The organism is Flavobacterium sp. CYK-55, from assembly GCF_018413465.1.
Lineage (GTDB): Bacteria > Bacteroidota > Bacteroidia > Flavobacteriales > Flavobacteriaceae > Flavobacterium.
Genome location: NZ_JAHCDK010000012.1, coordinates 85,977 through 102,362, shown reverse-complemented (window position 1 = coordinate 102,362; position 16,386 = coordinate 85,977). Strand labels below are relative to the sequence as shown.

The following is a 16,386-nucleotide window of genomic DNA, read 5'->3' as shown; positions in this document are numbered from 1 at the left end:
TCGGAATGAGAAGAACGACCGCTTCGCTGTAAGACCGCTTCGCTTTAGGACAGAAGGGATATTTGTCGAATATACGATTCAAAACCAGACAGCGCCGATTTGCAATCCGTGCCAATTGGTGCCTGAGCGGCTGAGCGGCTGAGCAGCTGCGCTCTATGAATTGGGCGTTTATTTATTGAGGTGAATCTTTTATGAGTGTTTGCTGTAGCAGCTTTTGGGATGGATTAGGATTTTTGCTTTGTGGTCAAAAGTGTTTTTAGCAAGGTTTTGCCACAGCAATGCAGCCGAAAAATGTGGATGAAAAAGAAAAATTTCTTTGAGTGGTCTTTCAATTTTGTTTGAGTGCCGTTTGCATTTTGTTTGAGTGTTGTTTGACTCTTGTTTGACTCTTGTTTGAATCACCTTTGTAAAATAGGGGGTTTTTACAAAGAAAAGGCGAAGATGATATGGGGTTGAGGTGGGGGAAGTGGGGATTATGATTTTTGTTTTGTAAAAGATATATCCAAACTATATTCCTCATAAGGTTCGCTCAGTAAGAAGTTTTCAAGTTCGTTTTTGTGGTTTAATACATAAAAAACTGATATTCAGGCGCTCTTTAATTTGTTTATAAATTATTGAAAATGATCTATTTAGATCTTGTGTGATCAAAATTTTGATCTAATATTTGCTTCAAATGATTTTCACATGAATACATCTTTTGAACGTTGTGAGCAGACTAAAGTTGAATGGTTGACCCCGCCTGAATTGGTTAAAAAGTTGGGAGATTTTGATTTAGACCCATGTAGTCCGGTTAATGCGCCTTTTTATCACGCCAAAAAATATTTTACCATTCAAGATGACGGCTTGTCAAAGGAATGGTCGGGAAGGGTATATATGAATCCACCATATGGGCGCGGTATGGAGCTCTGGATGGAAAAACTCAAAATGCATAGAAACGGAATAGCTTTGATATTTGCCAGAACCGAAACCAAGTGTTTTTTCGAGCATGTTTGGGATGACGCTGATGCTATTCTATTTGTAAAAGGAAGGATTAAGTTTTATCATGTAACAGGTATTCAAGCAGGAACTCCGGGTGCACCAAGTGTTTTTATTGCCTACGGAATAGAGAATGCTTTGGCTTTAGAAAAATCGGGAATAGCAGGTAAATTTTTGCGTTTGCGTTAAACTTAAACTATTTCATAACAGATAAATTCAGCAACATTATACTCACCGTCAAAAATCCACTGGTTTTCTTGGAGTAATTTTTTCAACGCTTCGTTTTCATTGAGTGCGTTTTCAACAATACCAATCACTTGTAAATTTTCGAATTCTTGTCCGTTGGGCGCAAGAGTGTTCCCTTCGGGTGTTACAAAGATGAACTTTTTCATAAGATGATTTTTTTATAATTACCTCTGCTGGTAAACTCAATGAATCCTTTGTCTCGCAAAACTTGTAATTGTTGTCTGATTTTATCTTTAATAAAACGATTTTCGGGATGTTTCATTTTGAGCTGTTCTTCAAATTTGTATACTTCATCAAGGCTAAATGCTTGTTTTTTGATTTGGTCAATACAATTCAAGATGTCTAAAATCCAACCTTTGGTTTCTTTGTTTTGATTTCTTAGAAATAGGGTCTTTTGATAAGTTTCTCGAACAATATCTTGCTCAATGACCGTTGAGTTTTTTACGAGAAACACCTTTCCACTATCTGAAACTTTTGAAATATCTATATTACATCCAATCCAACCAGCTCTTTTGGCGTGATCGCTTAAAGGTTTGCGCTTGATGATGATTTCGGGTGTAAAAAATTGTTTGGGAACAATTAAAAAATTATCAACTTCCCACTGCTTCGTATAGGTCAAAAAGAAAAAGTTAGGATTGTTTTCGGCATTGATACGCTCAATCATGGTAGTATAAGCACCGTCTGAAATCGTATTAGTCAATTTGCCGTTTTTGCTTTTGAGCTCAAATTCTTCTTGACAATTCTTGCAAAAGAAGTCAGCAACGGGTCTGTTGTTTTCAAATTCAGCTAGTTGGTGATCTCCGCAATTAGGGCAATAGGAATTGTTCAAAACCCAATCTTCTGTGAGTAGACGGGCAATTTGTGAATTACTATGGTAACCCTCGGCAATTTGAGTATTAAAAGATAGATTCATATTTCTTGGAGTAAATATACCCAACCGAATTTTCTCTGCCAAAGGTGTTGGTAATTAAAAACTCCCGATGGGTAATAATCGTTCACTTTTACCCCAAACCATAATTTAATCAACATGCGGATGCTGATAATTTCTTTTGGGGCATTACTTACTTATGCTCTTCAACCTCCCAACTTCCCCCTTCGCCAACCGATCCAACCACGTACTGTGATAGCGCTCCAAAGCAAAGCGCCAAACCTGTTTGCCTTGGGCACCTTCGGCGCGCTGGCCTATGCTTTGTATGGAGCCTTGTTTGATTTGGGCCGCGTCTTGGGTGGTGTATGGCGTAATGAGTGCGCGCGATGATTCGGTCAGGATGGGTTCTGAAAAATGGCTGCGGTCAGCAGCGGTGGCTTTTTTAAAAAGGCTTTTTGCAGCAGGGTTTCAAAATAGGTGAGTTTGAATTCACTGATGTAGATTTGGCTCCATGGGCGGTGTTCTCGGGCGCTTTGGCAACTTGTGAGTAGTAAGACTACAGCCATACAGAAATAACGAGCCATTGGTTTGATCAGTTTTGATTCAAATAGGCAAAAGCTGTTGTGGCGAAATCACATTATTACGGTGCCTGTAAAATGCTGTGTAAAATCAGTTTTTAAAGAGCTTTGTCACAAAAAATGCTACGCCGTTGCGTTTAAAAAAGCTTTTTTAATCAAGTGCAAAATTATAACCTAAAGCTATGGTGCCGCTTGATTGTTTTACGGTTTGATGAAATTGGTAGGTAAAGCCGAGCTCAAAGTTGTTGTGTTTTCCGAGGGCCAAACCCATTGAAAAGGGGATGTGGGTAAAAACGCCTTTTTTGTTTATATCGGTATACTCGGTGTAGGTTTTAAATGCGCCTACAGATAAGCCCATGCCGGTTTCGATAAACGGAGCTACATAAGGTATTGGTGCGGCCAATCTGATTTTGCTTCCAAAGAACAGGGCTTTGGTGGTTACCTCATAACCAAGCTGATCTAATGCTCTATCGGGGTTCAATGGGTTGGTATTGACCAGTCCGACATAAGGCCTTATGCTGAACCATTTATATACCGATACAAGATATTCGCCATGGGCATAAAAACCGGTCCCGCCGGCTTCTGAATCATCGTCGGGTGCTGAAAGCCCCAAGCCAACATTTACTGAAATATATTTGCCCGGCTCAAGTTGTGCGTGCGTGAGCGCTGTGCATAAAAGAAAGAAAATGACATAAGTACGCGTAAAAATTACAGATGATTTTATGAGCATTTAGTGGTTGAGGTATTGGTTTTGTTTTATTCTTTGATGAGTTTTTCTCTTAAAACACCATGGTTGGTTTGTATTTCAAGCAGATAAGCGCCGCTGGACAAGGCATTTAAAGCAATTGTTTTGCCGGGCTTGTGTAGTTGTAAGGCCAATCTTCCGGTGAGGTCGTAGAGTTTGACTTCAATGATTTGTTGGTCGGTTTGCAAATAAACACGATCGCGCGCCGGATTCGGACTGATGCCTACAGATGCTTTGATCTCAAAACCTTGCTGCGCCAATATCGCGTTGCGCAACATAGGCCCGCCGCCCCAACGAAAAATGCCTCCTTCAGTGGGTGAGGTATTAAAGCCACCAGCAAAGCCAAAGTCTTCGTTGAGCATTGATATTCTGCTGCCGTTTACATGAACCAAATCGGGGTGGTTGTTGATGTTGATCCAAGTGTAGCCACCGTCAATACTGTATGATGAACCTCTATCGATGCCACTTTCCCAGTCAGTTCCCAAACAGATGTAGGCATTGGGCACACCGGGAATAGGGGCAATGCTAAAATCTCTGAGCACACCAGACCAATCAACGATTGACCATGTTTCGCCGCCGTCTGAAGTTTTGAACAATTGGTAATCAGTACTAAGCAACAAGCCATTGTTTTCATCTGTAAAAGCCATGGTTGGCCGTAGGTTTGGATCACAAAAGCAACAAGGTGTATCGGGTATCGGAGATTGAAAAACAGACCAAGTTAATCCACGATCAGTGGTTCTTATAATTCTACCAAAGGTGGTGAAAGCCCATAGACTGTTGCCGTTGACGGTAAACCCACCAACCACACCATATTCATAGTCAACCAAAGGAACCAATGAAACTGACATCGGTACTCTTGACCAATTGTTGCCACTATCTGCGGTGGTGTACATTTCAAAATATCCATCGGCCGGATCACCCACAGCAACCCCGTCGTTGGCATTCCAAAAATGCACTAAATCCGGAAAAGAATAATTAGGGCTTGTGAACACAGCCGAGCTTTGTTTTTGCCAGCTATTTCCGCCATCGATAGTTTGCCAGATGCCTCCAAAAACATTGGCTGCGTTTGGGTATACAGCTGCATAGGCCACTTGGTCAGAAACGCCCGAGATGTTGGCAATTAATAACTGATTGGTGTTGGGGCCTAAATCAATTTCTTGGGTGGTCCAGCTGTTTCCGCCATTGGTGGTTTTGGCATACCGACGAATGGGCGTACAACCTACTGTGCCACAAGACATACTCAGCCAAGTGGTTGTATTGCTCACCATTGATATGCTGCTAACTCCGGTTGATGCGGTAGGTTGCGCGGTTGAAAACTCAGTCCAAAAGTCTTGGGCACACAAGCTTATAGAAAACAATAAAGCGGAGAGATATAGAACTTTTTTCATGAGTTTTAATAGTAGTTGTTTGTTGGGGTGTTTGTTTTATTCTTTGATGAGTTTCTCTCTAAAAACACCTTGATTGGTTTGTATTTCAAGCAGATAAACCCCGCTAGACAATGCGTTTAAAGCTATGGTTTTTCCGGGTTTGTACAGTTGTAAGGCCAATCTTCCGGTGAGGTCGTAGAGTTTGACTTCGGTGATGTTTTGGTCGGTTTGTAGATGAATTACATCTTGGGTGGGATTGGGAAACAAGATGGCTTTTTGGGTTTCAAAATAGGCACTACTCAAAGAGCATTGCACTATTTCATCGGCATATTGTACTGTTACGTAGGGGTGGTTGACAGTCCAAGTATTGTATGGTGTTTGCTGATTGATGGCGGCTTGCGCATTGTCAACAGCCAGACAAACATTGCCTGCAATATAATCATCGGGCGCTCCCCAACAATAAAAGCAACCTATGTTGAGTTGCACGTTTTGAAGATTATTGTTGTTGCGCAAATTGATTTTGCCAACGCCCATAGCATGAATGGTCTGAATATTTGGGTTGTGGCTAAAGTCAAGTTCACCAATGCTGTTCATCGGATAAACATCACCGCCATTGGCTATTTCTACAGTTTCTAAAAGTGGGTTGTTTGAAACATCAATACCCGTAAGCATATTGTCACCCAAAATTAAATGCTTTAAACCAACCAAACCGCTCAGATTGATTTGTTCGGCCATTGTAGAACTAATGTTGAGTTGTTCTACGTTGACAAATGCTTCGAGTCCGGTAAAATTATGGATCAATCCGTCATAAAAGTCAATTGCCGGATAAGGATAATTGTTGGGTGAGCCCGGTCTTATTTCAAGCAATGTCACCGTCCAAGCATCTTGCGTGGCCATTTGTCCGTTGAGAGTTTGGTCGGTATCAATGCCCAGTTCAATGAGGGCGCGCTCAAAACGATAGTCAGGAATCAGCGTGGTTTGTGCGTGAACCAAGCAAGGAAACAATAACAGAAGAGGTAGTTTTTGAATCATAAATAAGGCGTTTAAAGTGGATATTCTGTGTTGCTAAGGTATTTAATTTGAATGATATATTGTGTTGTAATATCAAATTTAATGACACACTAAGTCTTTATCAAGCCTGCCAAAATAAAGTCCAACGCTCTTTGTTTTTGTGTAAGCTTTGGGCGGTGGCATACAATAGGTTGTTTTTGATGTGAATTTCAAGCTCATTGAGGGTGATGATTTCTTCGCCATTGATCTTGTTGATGCGGCAGCAGTTTTCTTCTTGCCATTGATCTTTCCAGATCTCAGAAAGAATAAAATGAGCGATGATTCCTTGGTTTGCGTTTTCGAGCACTTTGATGAGCTCGGGTGTGGCTTTTTTTCCGATTTTGACCAAGTCATTTGCGCAGGTTCCGCTTACTCTGGGCGACATGGTGTAGGTCAATACAATATAGGCGTCTTTATTGTCTAACTGTTTTACCAGCGAATCAACGCTTTGTTTTTGCGCTACACACCATTGAAGACTCAAGAAAAAGAGCGCTATGGCTATTCGAATAGGTTTCATATTTTGTTTTTTAGAAGTTGGTTTTATTTGTTTTAAGGGTCATTGTTTATACCCAAATCGTTACCTCAATAGTTTTTCCAATCACAATGGCTTCTTTTTTTCTTACATCGGCTTTCAGCGGTAGCAAATAACTTTGGGCTTTGGTGTCAAACCAAATGGCTGTGTCCCAAGGGGTAGCATTGATTTGTGCCTTAGCTTTTAATCGGCCCCAGCCTTCTTCAAATTCTTTTAAATGTGTTCTGATTTCAGCCGACATTTCTGTGGGCAAAGTCACAAACCACCAACCGCCCGGGCTTTGATGTTGCCAAGGTTGCGCGGTGAATTGATATTTGATTTTTGCGGTCAAAAGTTTAAATTACGGTTATTACTAACTAATCTTCCTGTAGGGTGTCAGCAGCCTCATCATAACAGTAATTGTTATAATAATTGACTAAGTCTTCAATGTTCTTGGTTGAAAATTCACCGGTTTTTATTTTTTTGACCAATATACCACAATCAGCAAAATACTTAGGAGCCTTTTTGGCAAAGCTCGATGATAAATTAGTGGGATATAGCTCATTTTTGCGACGGACATAGAAAACAGCTTTCAAGTCAGAATTATATCCTGTATTGTAGGTGGTGAGTGATGTTGTTTGTATTCCGTTTGCTGTACTATGGATTGTTGAAACCGGGATTATGGGTTTGAAAAAATTATTTTCAACAAAAACATCCAAATATAAGGTTGCCGTTCCTTCATCAACTACTTGAACCAAAATAGGTTTTTTTTTGGGTGCAACCTGAAGATATTCGTATTTTTCGGAATAGCCATAACTTGAAAAAGTAATGCCTTTGACTACTTCATGGGTCCATTCAGAAGATTGGTCTTTTTCTTCAACTTTAAAGAGAATTTTGTTTTTCTTGATTTCGCCAAATCCTTCAACCGAAGTACTGTCAGTTTTAAAGAAAATAATGGCCGGTCGCATTTGAGACCAGCTTTGAGGAATACTCAACAACCCAGTAAGAAGTAATAAATATCTGAGAACCATTCGCATTTTGTGAATCAAAAGACTAATGTATTATTATTCATGAACACGGCCAAATAAGCTGCTAGCTGCGCAAGATTTTCTCCATGGCTTTGCCCTTGGCCAATTCATCAATCAGCTTGTCTAAATACCGCACCTTTTGCACCAAGGCATCATCAATTTCTTCTACGCGGTAGCCACAGATCACGCCGGTTATTTTGGAGGCATTCGGATGTAAATGAGCTTCGTTAAAAAAGGTTTCAAAGGTGGTTTTGCGTTCAATTTGTTGTTGCAATTCTGTTTCGCTATATCCGGTGAGCCAGCCAATGACCTGATCTACCTCGGCCTGAGTACGGCCTTTTTTGACGGCTTTTTGCACATACAGCGGATACACGCTCGCAAAAATCATTTTATATATTCGTTCGTTGCTCATGATTCAACCCTAAACTTTTTTAAACTTCTTCAACTTTGTGTCAACTTCTTTTACTTCGCGCTCCCATCACCGCATTCAACTTCCTCAACTTTTTTAAACTTCGCGCCAACATTGCGTTACTTTGTGCCAACTTCTTTTACTTCGTGCTCCCCATCACCGCAACGCATTCATCTCTTAAACTTTGTGCTCACTTCGCGTTACTTTGCGCTCCCATCACCACATTCAACCTCTAAACTTCTTAAACTTTTTTCAACTTTCTTAAACTTACTCAATGATCATCGCCTTCAACTTCTCTCTATAAGCCTCGAGCGCATGCGCTTTTGAAATAAACCCAACATATTTACCGTTTTTGAGCACCGGCAGATAATTGACTTTGCTTTTCTCAAATTTATTCATCACGGTTTCCATGCTGTCGGTTGGGTAAACCACATCTATCGCCGGTATCATCACCTCAGAAACCGGGGTGTATTTGACCTTAAAACTGCTAAAGATAATTTCGCGCACATCGTTAAAGTGTATGATGCCCAACAATTCTTGGTGGTCATTGACTACCGCAAAAATAACTTGGTTGGAGTGTGAAATCAAATCAACCAAGCGCATCAAATTGTCTTCGGGCACTAGGGTGAGGTAATCTGTTTGAATGATTTTTTCGGTTTCGAGCGTTGATAAGATATTCTTGTCTTTGTTGTTGGTAAACGCGTGGCCTTTGCGGGCGAGTTGTTTGACATCCATAGAGTGGCGTTCAAATCTGCGCGATATAGCATAACTAATAGACGAAACAATCATCAGCGGAATCATCAAATCATAACCTCCGGTAATCTCGGCAATTAAGAAGATGGCGGTAAGCGGCGCATGAAACAATCCGCTTAAGATTCCGGCCATACCCACGAGCGTAAAATTGCTTACCGGTAAATGGGTTAATCCAAGGGTGTTGAGGGTTTTGGCATATAAAAATCCGGCATACGAACCCAAGAACAAGGAAGGTGCAAAGTTGCCTCCGTTTCCGCCACTGCCCAAAGTGATTCCGGTGGCAAAAGCTTTGAACAACATCGTACAACCTACAAAAATGATCAAAACCCAAGTGTTGTGTCGCCAATCGCTAAACAAAGTGTTGTCAAGCAATTGTCCGGGGTCAGTATCTGAGAGCATTCGGATGCTTTCATAACCCTCGCCAAACAAGGTTGGAAACACAAAAATAATCACTGCCAATAGGAGTGAGCCCAACAAGGCTTTTTTGTAAACGCCCAATTTGAGTCGGGAGAAAAAGTGTTCGGTTCTTTGAAAATTTCGGGCGTAATACACCGCTATAAAGCCGGTAAATAAACCCAACAGCACATAGTTGATGGTGTTTTTGTAGTTGAAGTTTTGCTCTTGGCTAAAGTTTAAAAGTACGGTGTCATCCAGCACTATAGCCGAAACCAAGGCGCCCGTTGCTGCTGCAATCATAATGGGGGTAAAGGCCGATATGCTCACATCAACCAGCAATACTTCAATGGCAAACAAAACACCGGCAATGGGTGCGTTAAATGCGGCTGCAATTCCGGCGGCTACCCCACAACCAATAAGCAGCGTTCTGTCTTTGTAGCTAAGCCCATAGCGCTGGGCATAATTAGAGCCGAAGGCCGCTCCGGTAATCACAATGGGGCTTTCAAGTCCGGCTGATCCGCCCAAACCAACAGTGAGTGAGCTGGTTACAATTTGCGCATACATTTGCTTGCGCGGAATAATACCTGCCTTTTTGGCTACTGCATACAAAATCTGTGAAGTGCCTTTTTCAATAGTGCCCCCCAAGACTTTGCGTATGACCAATACGGTAAGCAAAATTCCCACTACTGGCAATACTGAGTTGATAAAACTAAGCTTGAGAATTCCGTTGATTGAAGTGGCAAATGAGTATACCTTGTGCGCAAATGATTTGAGTAGAATTACCGCAAAGGCTGCTGAGATTCCGACCAAAACACTTGATAAAAAAATGAACTGCTTGTTGGTAAGCTTGCTTTTGGCCCAGCTGACAATCAGTTCGGTTCTTCGGATAAATTTGCGCAGCATTTAAATCAAAAATAAACGTCAAAGATAAGACTAATTCTTTAAAATCCGGCTGCGGCATCATCACCGCGTTTGTCGGCGCCGGCTTCGAGGCTTCCGTCTGGCTTTTGGTAGATGGCATCTACTTTGCCAATCACGGGCATTTCTTTTTGGACCGTTTTGTAACCGTGCTCTTGAAGTTGTCTCAATGTTTGAGCATTAAAACTGTCGGGTTCAAAAGTAATCTCGTCGGGCAACCATTGGTGGTGAAACCTGGGCGCATCAACGGCTTGTTGCATGCTCATGCCAAAGATTTCTTTGTTGAGGATGGTTTGTAAAACCGAGGTAATAATGGTTGAACCGCCCGGTGAGCCCAACACCATTTCAAGTTTTCCGCCCTTTTCAACAATGGTGGGTGTCATAGAGCTCAGCATGCGTTTGTTGGGCGCAATACTGTTGGCTTGGGCTCCAACCAATCCGTAGCTGTTGGGCGTTCCGGGTTTGAGGCTAAAATCGTCCATTTCATTGTTTAAGAAAAACCCCAGTTCATCACAATACAGTTTAGAACCATACGCCCCGTTGAGCGTAGTAGTCACGGCTACTGCATTGCCCAATGCATCAACAATAGAGTAGTGGGTGGTTTCATCGCTTTCAGAAAAGTCAATGGTGCCATGACTGACTTGTACCGAGGGTGTGGCTTTTTCAAATGAAAAACTTTTCATGCGTTGTTTGAGGTAACTTTTGTCAACAAGTTGGCTGGTAGGGATTTTGACAAAATCAGGGTCGCCTAAAAAATAGTTTCTGTCGGCATAAGCGCGACGCTCGGCTTCGGTAATAAGTTGCACATAACGCGTTTGATTATGACCATATTTTTTGAGGTTGTAGGGCGAGATCATTTGCATGATTTGATGCAAAGTGATGCCTCCGCTTGAGGGTGGCGACATTGAGATAATGCGCCATTTTTTGAATTTAAAAACATGCGGTTTTCGCCAAACGGGCGTGTAATTTTTTAAATCTTCTAAGCTGATGATACCGCCTTTTTGTTGTAAAAAGCCCACTAACTTTTGTGCGGTTTCACCTTGGTAAAACTCTTTTAATCCGTTTTGACTGATGCGTTCTAAGGTATGTGCCAGTGCGGGATATTTGATGGTGTCGCCTATATGAAAGGTTTGAGCGTACCAGGTATTGGGGCCACTGACTTGAATGATTTCGGGTTGGTTTTTGTTGATTTGTTGCAGTTGCCGCTCTGTAATGACCACTCCGCGTTTGGCCAGTGCAATGGCCGGAGCCATTAAAGTATTCATGGGCAAAGTGCCATATTTTTGGTGCACCGCAAAAAGACCGGCTATGGTTCCGGGAACGCCCACCGATAAAACTCCGTGGGTGCTGCGTTTTTCAATGGGTTCGCCTTGGGCGTTGAGGTACATGTTTTGGTGGGCGACTGAGGGTGCTTTTTCGCGGTAATCAAGCGCGCCGGTGGTTCCGTTGGCTTGGCGGTATACCATAAACCCGCCACCACCAATATTGCCTGCATACGGATAAGCCACTGCCAAAGCCAATTCGGTGGCAATCATGGCATCAAAAGCATTACCGCCTTTTTTCATGATTTCGGCACCAATTTCTGAGGCTTCAATACGTGCCGATACCACCATGGCATGCTGGGTAGTGATGCCTTTTTGAGCCAGAGTACTCCAAGCCCAAAACAACAACAATAGGCTGAGCGCATGCTTCATAGTTCGGCGGTTTTTTGGGCTACATGGGCTCTGAGGTCGATAAAAAAAGTAGTGAACTCATGTTCAAATTCGGCGTAATGGGCTTGTAGTTCTTCAACGGCATGACGCATGCCCGAGCGCTGCTGTGTACGGTGGTCCATTTGGTGTAAAATTCGGCCAATGCCTTCAAGGGTTCGGTAACTCACCAACCAATTGTATTGCAGCATATAAGGCATGAGCCCGAGGGTTTTTTCGGTGAGTATTTCGCGGTGCGCTTCAAGCGAATCGTAGAATTGCTGTACATAAGCTTCAAGCGGTTCAGAACTATACTCCAGCCAATTTTTGGCCAAGAAATGGTCATAGATCAAATCGACGATTACCCCGGCATAATGATGGTACCGTGCGTGCAAACGTTTGGTACTTTGCCTAAAAACCGGATGCGCATCGGTATACGTATCAATAGCACGATGTAAGCGAACTCCTTTGATTACAGCTTCTGGCCATGTTTCAAGGTGATTCCCCCTGATGCCATCGGCCATAAAGTTGCCAATTTTGATGAGCTCATCATTGCCAGATAGATAAATATGCGCCAGAAAGTTCATTGCTGCTTTTTAATGTTCGCTCGTTAAAGATAACAAAATTCACAGCACCGATTTTACTTGCCTTGATTTTGGTATATTTTGACAAAGTTCTTAGCCATATACGAATCAGACTTGTAGGCATAAACGACTACCGGTTTGGGCAAGGCTTTTATTTTTTTGCACAAAGTTCTGATTTGGTCGTCGCGGTCTCTCTCGCGTAGCGGATAATTTAAAAAGCTCTGATGGTGTGAATCCATGACCCAAATGTCTTTTTCGACGCGCGCTTTTTCATCGGGGTTTTTAGGATCAAGCATACTGACTACGGTTTTGACTTGTCCGTTGAGCAAATAAGCAAAAAACTCTTCATCGGTTGGGTAAGGAGCGAGGTAAACGTCTTTTTCGAGCAAGACCAGCGGCCCTCTTTCAAATCGTTCTTTTTTGGCAATAGAGCGCACCTTGAGTTCAGAACTTACTTTGATTTTGGTGTTGGCTTCGCTGATGAGTCGTTTAAAAACATTGGCGCGGTCTTTTCCGAGATAACAATGCACATAGTATTTGCCTTTGAAGGTTTTGGCAATTTCTTTGATTTTTATTTTTGAAGAATCGTTCTCAGAAATCCAAGGCAACATCGGAACTGAGATAAGTTCAATACCTACTTTTTGGGTGTTTTCTTTTTCTTGTTTCATCAAAATAGGCTCGGCCGGAACTACCATAGGGTTGAGCAAAGAAATGATTCCTGCATAACGCTGTTTTTTGAGTTTTTCAAGTTTGGCTTCATCCGGATATGGACCAAAATGAAATTCGGCTTCGCCTGAAGTTTCGGTTGTGGTTCTTTGGTCGGTTTCAATGAGCAACTCGGGTTTGAAGGTAAAAATGGCGGCCGAGGCCAAAATGCTTACACCACAACAAACCAATAAAATGGTGCGATGTAATGCTCTGAATCGATTGACGAATAAATCCATGCCTTTGAGTGAGGCTAAAATCAAGAAAAAGGCAAGTAAAAACAAAAAGACCTTTTGTAGAATATTTTCAGTCTCAACACTGATTTCGTGGCTGATACAGTAATTTGAAATCATTCGGGTTGGCCCCACGGTAAGCGATAACAAGCCTAAGGGGAATCCTAAGGCTGTAAAAATAACGCCGAAAATCAAGGCATGTTTGAATTTAAATCTTAAAGCGTCTCTTTCCATAGTTTGGTGTTTTTGTAGTTTAAAGGTTGCTTAATTGAGGAGTTTTAGTTGAGCAGTCTGGTGACAATATCTGCCAATTGTCCGGGATTAAAAGGTTTGGCCAAGACATCATCAACCCCTAAATCAAAGGCTGTTTTTACGGTATTGTCTTCTTTGCCCAGCGATGAAATAATTACAATGGGTACATTGGGGTTTTTGTTTTTGCTGTAGGCAATAATTTCAAGTCCGGATTTAAACGGCATCATCACATCGGTAATGATTAGGTCGGGGCTACTGCTGTCAATTTTGTCAATGCCTTCCATACCGTCGCCGGCAGATACGATATTAAAGCCCTGTTTTTTGAGCAAGAACTCAATAATGCCTTTGATGATTTTATCGTCTTCTATAATGAGGATGGTTTTCATGATTTTGTTTTTTAGTTAAAGACCCATTGCAGGCCGGTGGTTAGGTTGATTTCGGTTTGATAGGCTTGTGAAATATATTCTTCGCGTTTGATCATGGCGCTAAAATTGACCAGCAGTGATTTTTGGATGCTCATGTGGTAACCGCTACTCAAACGATACGATTCTAAATTGGGTGCGTTTAACACCAAGGAATAAATATCACGGGCATCGGGTGAGTTGCCATAACCGAAACTCAGGTTCCAATAATCGTTGTTGCTTTTGGTGTAGTATCTGTAATTGAAAACATGCGAGGTATATACAGTTGCGTGTTCAAGGTTGGTTTGAATTTTATAATTAAACCAGTGAGAACCTAAGTAATACTCTACACCCAAAACCGGAGTAATTCTGGCGCGGTCAGAGCTTCTGAGATACCTAAAGCCTGTTTCAGTATTCCAGCCCTTACCCCAATTGTGGTATAGTGACATGGCTGAGGTAAACTTCGGAAACAAATTCTTGCTTCCGGCACCGGCCAACAAGTAGAGGTAGTTTTTTTTGCCTAAGCGCGGATAAGCTTCGATTTCATACAAAGCGTCATCAATTTTTGAATTTGAATAGGTGCGCTGGGTGTAGCTGTATCGGCCGATGATGCCTCCGTATTTTGTGGCATGACTGTAAAACAATGAGCTCAAGTGCCATGGGCCGATGCCCGAGCGTGAAAACGTGGTGTAGTTGTGGTACAAACCTACTTTGTCAAATCGGCCACCTTTTTTGAGCTCTTTGAGTCGTTGCGGGTATTTTTTTTCTTCAGGATACAAACCGATGAGTTGTTGAAGTTTTTGTTGCGTTGCCTCTTCATTGCCCACCGTATCCATGCGCTGAAGCGCTAGTTGGTGTAATTCTTTGAGGTTGCCTTTTTGGTTTAAACCATCGCGAATCAGTGCGTCGGCTTTTGTTGCGTTTTTTCGACTTAGTTCGGTTCTGATCAGCGCTACTCTTGCTTCATGATAACCCGGAGAACGCTCGAGTACTTTTTCAAAATGATAAACCGCGCTGTCAGCCTTTTGGGTAAAACGATAATACTGCCCCAAAACCAGATGAAAATCAACATAGTTGGGTGATAATTCGAGTCCTAATTTGGCTTCGGCCTTGGCTTGCTCGTATTTTTTGAGTTGTAGTTGTTTTAACGACGATTGCAACAAACTGTCAACATCGCGCTTTTGTGCTTTTGCTGTAGTAGTAATCAACAACAAGATGAGGATATATTTTTTCATGTTATTCAGTTTTGTTGAACCCTTGACGCGTCATTTCGCCCCATTTCTTTTCTTTTTTGGTAAAGAACTGATAATAGCCTTTGAGTGATGCATAAACATTGATCGGGTGATATAAAATTGGCTCAAGAAACACCATGGCTATGAGGGTAAACATGTCTTTGACGTTTGAGTATTGTTTGTATATGAGCTGATCCATATAAACCGAAACGAGCGTTACAAAGGCATAAAAGAAATAAACCGCCACGCTGATGGTAATTAAAAACGGATAATTCACACCAAAGAACATAACGTCAACAATAAAGACAATCAAACCGATGACCTCTAAAATGGGTACGGCAAATTCAAAGAGTAAAAAATAGGGAAGCACCACCATTCCGGTAATTCCATAGGCGGGATTGAGCATCATATCGCGGTGCATGTTGATGCTTTGAATGAGTCCGCGGGCCCAACGCACACGCTGTCTTAAAAATATGGTTCGGTCAGACGGGCCTTCGGTCCAGCATAGTGATTCAGGCAAGTAAACAATTCTGAAATCTTCTTTTTTCTCGTGCATGTATTTGCGCATACGCGTAACGAGTTCCATGTCTTCACCCAAGCATTCTTTTTTGTAACCACCTACTTCGATTACAATTTCGCGGTCAAAAATACCCAAGGCACCAGAGACCAGGAGTAAACCGTTCATACGGCTCCAAGCCATACGACCGTATAGAAAAGCGCGGATGTATTCAAGTTCTTGAAAACGGGCAAAGAAGTTTTTCGGAAAATGGGACTTATAGAGCATTCCTTCGCGGAATTCACAAGAGTTTGAAAGGCGGATGGCCCCGCCGGCAGCAATGACGCGTGCTTTGCTTTCAATAAAAGGTTTTACGAGCATGGCAATGGTGTCTTTGCGCAAGATGCAATCAACATCAGCGCAAATGTATAAGTCGTATTGGGCCGAGTTGATTCCGGCGTTGACCCCATCGGCCTTACTCTTGGCGTTTTCTTTGTCAACAACAAGTAATTTGCTGTAAATCGGGTTGGTTGATTTGTAGTGTCCGCGAATAGCAGCCGAAGGAACCTTTTGCTGATAAAAGAAATTGATCTTGACCAAATCAAATTCGGCAATCAGGCGTTCCATGGTATCATCGGTACTGCCATCGTTGACAATGATGATTTCAAATTTCGGGTATTCTTGTGAGAGCAGCGATTTGACGTTGTACACAATGGTCATACCTTCGTTATATGCAGGCGCCACCACCGATACACCTCGGCTGTTGTTTGATTTAATCAGAATATCTTTGTTGAGAAATTCTGCATGGTTGTAGTATTTCTTGATTTCTCTAAATGACTTCACACCGAGAATGCAGTATACAACTACATAGCCAATTGAGAAGCATCCGAAAAAAATTTCCAGAAACAGGATGGTATAAGATGTAGAGTTCAATTTGGTTTGTTTTGATTG

The 16,386-nt window shown here is 42.0% G+C and carries 18 protein-coding genes; 1 reads left to right on the top strand and 17 read right to left on the bottom strand.

Going from position 1 to position 16,386, the window contains the following annotated elements:
* Positions 1 to 684 precede the first annotated feature (684 nt).
* Complete coding sequence (locus KIH23_RS12155; protein ID WP_213213765.1) at positions 685 to 1,164, top strand: DNA N-6-adenine-methyltransferase; 480 nt, start codon at positions 685 to 687, stop codon at positions 1,162 to 1,164.
* A 2-nt stretch (positions 1,165 to 1,166) separates the two neighbouring features.
* Here the strand turns inward: KIH23_RS12155 and KIH23_RS12150 are convergent, their stop codons facing one another.
* From KIH23_RS12150 to KIH23_RS12070, 17 genes are all read right to left on the bottom strand, one after another.
* Positions 1,167 to 1,367 carry a hypothetical protein gene (locus tag KIH23_RS12150; RefSeq protein WP_213213764.1) on the bottom strand — a complete coding sequence of 67 codons (201 nt, stop codon included), beginning with the start codon at positions 1,365 to 1,367 and terminating at the stop codon, positions 1,167 to 1,169.
* Positions 1,364 to 2,134, bottom strand: a complete 771-nt coding sequence (locus tag KIH23_RS12145) for a DpnI domain-containing protein (RefSeq protein ID WP_213213763.1) — start codon at positions 2,132 to 2,134, stop codon at positions 1,364 to 1,366. Before KIH23_RS12145 ends, KIH23_RS12150 begins: the two co-directional genes overlap by 4 nt.
* Positions 2,135 to 2,484: 350 nt before the next feature.
* A complete protein-coding gene (locus KIH23_RS12140; RefSeq protein ID WP_213213762.1) occupies positions 2,485 to 2,673 on the bottom strand; it encodes a hypothetical protein in 189 nt (62 codons plus the stop codon).
* Positions 2,674 to 2,818: 145 nt separating this feature from the next.
* Entirely contained in the window at positions 2,819 to 3,397 is a 579-nt protein-coding gene (locus KIH23_RS12135) for a hypothetical protein (RefSeq protein ID WP_213213761.1), read from the bottom strand.
* 26 nt (positions 3,398 to 3,423) lie between these two features.
* Complete coding sequence (locus KIH23_RS12130) at positions 3,424 to 4,800, bottom strand: YCF48-related protein (RefSeq protein ID WP_213213760.1); 1,377 nt, start codon at positions 4,798 to 4,800, stop codon at positions 3,424 to 3,426.
* A 36-nt stretch (positions 4,801 to 4,836) separates the two neighbouring features.
* On the bottom strand, positions 4,837 to 5,811 hold the full coding sequence (locus KIH23_RS12125) for a T9SS type A sorting domain-containing protein (protein ID WP_213213759.1): 975 nt from the start codon (positions 5,809 to 5,811) through the stop codon (positions 4,837 to 4,839).
* Positions 5,812 to 5,911: 100 nt separating this feature from the next.
* Positions 5,912 to 6,346 carry a hypothetical protein gene (locus KIH23_RS12120; protein WP_213213758.1) on the bottom strand — a complete coding sequence of 145 codons (435 nt, stop codon included), beginning with the start codon at positions 6,344 to 6,346 and terminating at the stop codon, positions 5,912 to 5,914.
* Positions 6,347 to 6,392: 46 nt separating this feature from the next.
* Positions 6,393 to 6,692, bottom strand: a complete 300-nt coding sequence (locus KIH23_RS12115) for a DUF1905 domain-containing protein (protein WP_213213757.1) — start codon at positions 6,690 to 6,692, stop codon at positions 6,393 to 6,395.
* A gap of 25 nt (positions 6,693 to 6,717) precedes the next feature.
* Positions 6,718 to 7,371: a hypothetical protein gene (locus KIH23_RS12110; RefSeq protein WP_213213756.1), complete on the bottom strand. Its 654-nt coding sequence runs from the start codon at positions 7,369 to 7,371 to the stop codon at positions 6,718 to 6,720.
* A 61-nt stretch (positions 7,372 to 7,432) separates the two neighbouring features.
* Entirely contained in the window at positions 7,433 to 7,780 is a 348-nt protein-coding gene (locus tag KIH23_RS12105; protein WP_213213755.1) for a DUF2200 domain-containing protein, read from the bottom strand.
* 264 nt (positions 7,781 to 8,044) lie between these two features.
* The gene (locus KIH23_RS12100) at positions 8,045 to 9,829 is read right to left on the bottom strand and encodes a chloride channel protein (protein ID WP_213213754.1); all 1,785 of its coding nucleotides are present in this window, start codon (positions 9,827 to 9,829) and stop codon (positions 8,045 to 8,047) included.
* 38 nt (positions 9,830 to 9,867) lie between these two features.
* A complete protein-coding gene (gene ggt / locus KIH23_RS12095) occupies positions 9,868 to 11,538 on the bottom strand; it encodes a gamma-glutamyltransferase (protein ID WP_213213753.1) in 1,671 nt (556 codons plus the stop codon).
* Positions 11,535 to 12,119, bottom strand: a complete 585-nt coding sequence (locus KIH23_RS12090; protein WP_213213752.1) for an ACP phosphodiesterase — start codon at positions 12,117 to 12,119, stop codon at positions 11,535 to 11,537. The genes ggt and KIH23_RS12090 overlap by 4 nt, the downstream gene beginning before the upstream one ends.
* Before the next feature lie 53 nt (positions 12,120 to 12,172).
* Positions 12,173 to 13,288, bottom strand: a complete 1,116-nt coding sequence (locus tag KIH23_RS12085; protein ID WP_213213751.1) for a hypothetical protein — start codon at positions 13,286 to 13,288, stop codon at positions 12,173 to 12,175.
* Between the two features lie 44 nt (positions 13,289 to 13,332).
* Positions 13,333 to 13,692, bottom strand: coding sequence for a response regulator transcription factor (locus tag KIH23_RS12080; RefSeq protein ID WP_213213750.1), 360 nt, complete (start codon positions 13,690 to 13,692; stop codon positions 13,333 to 13,335).
* An 11-nt stretch (positions 13,693 to 13,703) separates the two neighbouring features.
* Positions 13,704 to 14,942, bottom strand: coding sequence for a YaiO family outer membrane beta-barrel protein (locus KIH23_RS12075; RefSeq protein ID WP_213213749.1), 1,239 nt, complete (start codon positions 14,940 to 14,942; stop codon positions 13,704 to 13,706).
* A 1-nt stretch (position 14,943) separates the two neighbouring features.
* The gene (locus KIH23_RS12070; RefSeq protein WP_213213748.1) at positions 14,944 to 16,368 is read right to left on the bottom strand and encodes a glycosyltransferase family 2 protein; all 1,425 of its coding nucleotides are present in this window, start codon (positions 16,366 to 16,368) and stop codon (positions 14,944 to 14,946) included.
* Positions 16,369 to 16,386 lie beyond the last annotated feature (18 nt).